Source organism: Candidatus Methylomirabilota bacterium (assembly GCA_027293415.1).
In the GTDB taxonomy this organism is placed as follows: domain Bacteria; phylum Methylomirabilota; class Methylomirabilia; order Methylomirabilales; family CSP1-5; genus CSP1-5.
Map to the genome: position 1 here is coordinate 1 of JAPUFX010000121.1, position 5,365 is coordinate 5,365.

At 60.5% G+C, this 5,365-nt stretch carries 3 protein-coding genes; all 3 read left to right on the plus strand.

Annotation, left to right across the window (positions count from 1 at the left end):
• Window positions 1-195 precede the first annotated feature (195 nt).
• The 3 genes from O6929_08575 (at window position 196) to O6929_08585 (ending at window position 4,949) form a co-directional block, all read left to right on the plus strand.
• Window positions 196-741 carry a hypothetical protein gene (locus O6929_08575; GenBank protein ID MCZ6480441.1) on the plus strand — a complete coding sequence of 182 codons (546 nt, stop codon included), beginning with the start codon at window positions 196-198 and terminating at the stop codon, window positions 739-741.
• 426 nt (window positions 742-1,167) lie between these two features.
• Window positions 1,168-3,108, plus strand: coding sequence for a tetratricopeptide repeat protein (locus tag O6929_08580; GenBank protein MCZ6480442.1), 1,941 nt, complete (start codon window positions 1,168-1,170; stop codon window positions 3,106-3,108).
• Window positions 3,109-3,281: 173 nt separating this feature from the next.
• A complete protein-coding gene (locus tag O6929_08585; protein MCZ6480443.1) occupies window positions 3,282-4,949 on the plus strand; it encodes an ATPase, T2SS/T4P/T4SS family in 1,668 nt (555 codons plus the stop codon).
• Window positions 4,950-5,365: the final 416 nt, after the last annotated feature.

The following is a 5,365-nucleotide window of genomic DNA, read 5'->3' on the forward strand; positions in this document are numbered from 1 at the left end:
CTAGTGCCGCACCAACTATTTTTCACTAGCATTCCGCGCTGGTGCGGCACTTCCGCTAGGGGGGCAGGCCCCCCTTCGGCGCTCGGCGTTCGCCTCGCTGAGCACCCCCCAGGCGTAGGGGAGCCTCTCCCCTACAACCCCTCAGTGCCCCTGGCGGAACCCTGGGGTGCTTAGGGGGAGTTAGTTGGAGGGGCACTGGAGGCCTTCAACCGGCGGTTCGGGCTACAGGTTTCCGTTACCGAGGCCGGATGGGAGATTTTCCGGCGCCACCCCGAGATCCCACCTGAGGAGATACAGGCCTTCTTCGCAGAGCTCTACCAGGCGGACTTTCTGGGCTCTCGGCCCCTCTTGCCCGGAGCCAGGGAGGGCGTCGACCGGCTGCATCGGGAGGGCCATCGGCTCTTCATCATCACCGGGCGGCTCCGACAAGACCGGGATATCACCGAGCGGTGGCTAACGCAGAGGGGTCTTTCCTCCTTCTTTCAGGAGATCGTCTACCGGGACGGGATACAAGCTCCCCTCCACAAGCGCCGGGCCGCCGAGCGGCTTCAGCTCGATGTGTTGCTAGAGGATGAGTACGAGGTCGCTCTGGCTGCGGCGGAGCTTCCCGTCCGTGTCCTGGTCTTCGACCGACCGTGGAATCAGGGCCCCCTGCCGTCCCGAGTCTTTCGTATCCATGCATGGCCTGACGTGTTCCCTTGCCTTGAACAACAGGCCAGCCTGCACGACCAACCACTTTGACAACCTACGTGGGGGGAAGTAAATCCTCCCTGTAAGCCTCCGCAGCGGATCCTCTCTCGAAAGGGTCACCGTGGCCGCCTGACCACGTGCTGCGCGACACAGGTACCGACCCCGCCTCAGGACCATTACCCCTGGCACGCGGATTGCTGAATCCGGTCATATAGCATGCCTGTTTGTATCTTGTGAAGTTTCCGCGACAGCTCCTTTTCTCGGGACACAGAGGAATTCTTCAGATTGCGGAAAACCGTTCCTAAAAGAGTCTCTGACCTCTTGCGATCGGGTCCCTCAGTCGGATCGCTGGGCCCGAGGGGGAGCTCCCCTTGCCACGCCTTCGATATCGCCCTCGGGGTTCTCATCGCAGCAGTCCCTTTGGCCTATTCTTCACTTGCTCCCCATTCGCTCAAGTGGGCGATCCTCGGGGTCCTGGTGCCGCTCATCACCCTTCTCTGGCTCTGGGGGGGCTGTGGTCGGCCCTTCCGGCCCCTCCCGAAGCTGGTTGGCCCCCTCCTCGTCCTGCTGCTCGTATCTGTGCTGTCCCTCCCGCAGGCCATGAACCTCTACTACGGCGTCCAGCGGATCGCTTTTCTCCTGGTGCTGTTTCTCCTGTACCTCACCGTGGCCTATACCTGCTCTCAGCCTGGTCGCCAGGAAAAACTCGTCCGCTATTTGCTACTCACCCTTCTAGTCGTGAGCGTCTTCTCCCTGTACGGCTGCACCATGGGATGGCGCTTTCCGTCCGTTTCGCCTGCGGTGATAATCTTCCGATTGTTCGGCAATACGAACTACGGATCGGCCTACCTCCTCTTGGTCATCCCCTTCAGTTTCGCCCTGTACCTCAATGCAACCCGACAGTGGGAGAAGACCGTGGTCGGGACGACTCTCTTCCTCTCGATGGCACTGCTTACCCTCTCGATGGTGAGGGGAGCGTGGGTGAGCATCTGGATCGGCATCTGGTTGCTCGTAAAGGTTTCGTTCCACCGGGATCGCGGCCCAGGAATCTTGCAGAGCACTCACCGCCTGCCCCAGGTTGTGCCACTTCTCCTTCTCGGCTCGGCCGTTCTGGTCGCCTATGCTCTCTGGCCCGTATGCCTGCCCGGCCTTCCATCGTTCGGGGAGCGAGTGTCGACTTTTCTTGACCCAGGGGCATTAAGCCTTCAGTGGCGCCTGGCTGTTTGGAAGGGGACCCTCCGGATGATCCGGGATCATTTCTGGACCGGCGTGGGCATCGGCAACTTCGCCCTGGCGTTCGTCCCGTACCGGTCGGCTATCATCTACCAGCATCCCACTGTGCAGGCTGAGCATGCCCACAATGAATATCTCAATCTGTGGGCGGAGCTAGGGCCTTTGGGCCTGCTGGTTCTTCTGTGGCTCGCGGTGAGAATCGTTCGGTTGGGTTGGCACCTGGCTAAGGGGTCCGGGGAAGAGAAGGGAGTCCTGGCGGGGGTTCTCGGCGGCCTTGCCGCCTGTGCCGCCTATGCGAATCTCTTTTACGTCGTGCACGCCCCGGAATCGGCCATGATTGTTGCCATCCTTCTTGGGATGCTCGACGGGATGGATCGCGAGGTCGGCAACGACGAGCGAGGAGCACCGATCCGTTTGACCTACCTGCTCCCAGGACTCCTGGTCATGGGCCTCATCTGCTTTCAATTTTTCCTGCGACCTCTCGCTGGGGAGGTCCATTATGTTCTTGCACGGCGGGATTTCCGGCAGGAGCGGATGGAAACTGGCCTAGTCCGGCTCGAGCGGAGCCTCGAGTGGAATCCCCAGTCCTATAAGGCTCGATATCTGCGGGCCACGACATTCTTCTTGATAGGGAGATACCCGGAGGCGATCCAAGAGGCGCGGGAGACCTTGCAGATCCACCCCAAGTTAGAGATTGCTTACTGGGTCATCGGGGGTGCTTATCACGAAATGGGGGAAAAGCCTAAAGCCAAGGAGATGTATCTGCAGGCCCTGGCTGTGAATCCCAATTACCCCCATGCACTCAACAATCTTGGGACACTAGCCGCTGAAGAGGGCCGGATTTCAGAGGCAGAGGCACTCTTCTTACGGGCTAAGGAAGTGCTGGGGCGAAGTGATGTAACCCCTTACGCAAACCTGGGGACCCTTTACGAGACGGCCGGCCACACCCAGGAGGCGCTCCGGATGTACGAGACCGCGGTCGCGATTAAACCCCGCATTGGCGCCAACTGGTATAACGTGGCCCGGCTGCGGGTCAAAAGCGGAGACCCAACCGGGGCCTATGAGGCACTGGCCCAGGCCATAGCCTTAGATGAGAGATGGCGGGCCAAGGCAGTACAAGCCCCCGTTTTCAAAGGCTTGCGCCGTAGCGATCCTCTGGCACGGGCCCTCTTGCGATTGCAATAATTGGAATGAGCCATGGCACATGCCTTGCACAAATCCGACCTATCCAAGCATGCCGAGTGTGACAAGCCGAGAAATGACCTCAGCTTCATTCGGGGGGCGCCATCCTCCTACAGGGCTTTTTCTATTATTTTCTCTAGGGACTGTGTCAACGCAGTAGCCGCGGGAGAGGGATTGTGAAACCCCTTGGGCAGCGTCTAATCGAAGCCGGTCTCATTAACGAGACGCAGCTGCAAGCCGCCATGCGCGAACAGCAGCGGACGAGGGAGACCCTGGGTACGATCCTGATTCGTCTGGGCTTCGTCGATGAGGAGGCGGTGGCAGCGGCCGTTGCTGCTCAGGCCCGGGTGAAGTACGTGGATCTTGGTCAGTATTCCCCCCAACCAGAGGCGACGCAGCGCGTACAAGAGAATTTCGCGAGGCAGAAGCGCCTCATTCCCATCTCCTTTGTCGGGAAGGCACTTGTGGTAGCGATGGCCAATCCCCTCGATGTGCTCGCTCTCGATGAGCTTCGACATCTAGCGAAGGGCCCTGTTGAGGTGGTGGGAGCAGCAGAGAGCCAGGTGAAGAAGGCCTTGGACCGGGCCTACGGGGCCGGGATGGGGTGGAAGGAGGTGGTCGAGCAATCCCTCCAACATGTGGCACGCAAGGCAGGGGAGGCCCTCGGGGAGTCAGAGGTGGGCCAAGAGCCGCCGATTATTCGCCTTATTGATAACCTAATATCCCGGGCGGTCCAAGATGGAGCCACCGATATCCATGTGGAGCCAGAGGAGAAGGTGGTCCGTACCAGATTTCGGGTCGATGGCATTCTCCGCCACGCACCTCATCTCCCCAAAGAGCTCCAGGGGGCGATCACCGCCCGGATTAAGGTCATGGCGAACCTGGACATTGCCGAGAACCGTCTCCCGCAGGATGGGCGTATCAGCTTCAATGCTGGAGGCCGTGACGTCGACCTGCGCGTCTCGACCTTTCCGACCACCCAGGGGGAAAATGTGGTACTCCGCATCCTGGACCGCTCGAAACTTGTCCTGGGACTTGAGCAGCTCGGCTTTGCTCCAGATCAACTCACCACCTTCAAGCGGCTCTTGATGCATCCCAACGGGATCATTCTGGCGAGCGGCCCGACTGGTAGTGGGAAGACCACCACCCTGTACTCCGGCCTCACGTACCTCAATTCTGAAGAGCAGAATATCATGACCATCGAAGATCCTGTGGAGTACGAGATCCCAGGCATTCGACAGTCTCAGGTCAACGTGAAGGCGGGGCTCACTTTCGGAGCTGGCCTGCGCAGTATCCTGCGCCAAGATCCGGATGTCATCATGGTGGGGGAGATGCGGGACGAAGAAACGGTGGAGATCGCCATCCGGGCCGCGCTGACCGGACACCTCGTCTTCAGCACATTACACACCAACGACGCCGCGGGAGCGATCCCCCGTCTGACCGACATGGGGGCGGCCCCCTTCCTGGTTTCCTCTGCCCTCATCTTAGTGGTGGCCCAGCGGTTGGTGCGGGTCATCTGTACGAACTGCAAGGAAGAAGCACCGCCCGATCCTGTCCTGATCCGACGGTTAGGACTTCAGGCCAAGGAGGGAGAGCTCAAGGTATTTCAGGGGAAAGGCTGTGATAAGTGCGACCAGACCGGCTACCGCGGCCGCATCGGGCTTTATGAATTGCTGACGGTTACGCCCGAACTCACCCCCCTCATTTTGGAACGGGCCGACGCTGGGACCATTCGGCGGGCGGCGCGGGCCCAGGGGATGCGCACGATGGTGGAGGATGGGATTCGGAAGGCTATTCGCGGATTGACGACGCTCGAGGAGGTAGCCCGGGAGTCCGTGGACTAGCCCGGAGTATTCACATAGAAGTGAATAATCTGCCCTCCGGGCTTCGACTCCGCCCCGCGTGTGCGGGGCGTCGCTCAGGGCTAGCCTTGAGGCCCGCCGCAGCGGCGGGACGCATTATTCACGTAGGCCCCCCGTTCGTGAATGATGCGGGCCAGGGGCACTGAGGGGTTGTAGGGGAGAGGCTCCCCTACGCCTGGGGGGTGCTCAGCGAGGCGAACGCCGAGCGCCGAATCCCGAAGGCTTTCGGGACTAGCGGAAGTGCCGCACCAGCGCGGAATGCTAGTGAAAAATAGTTGGTGCGGCACTAGTCCGTCTTTCGCGGCTCCCACTTGCTTATCCTTCTTCCCAGGACGAAATCTGCAAGCCCCAGCAAAGTGCCGTAGTTGCCAATGCAAAAATAGAAGGGCACCGATGCC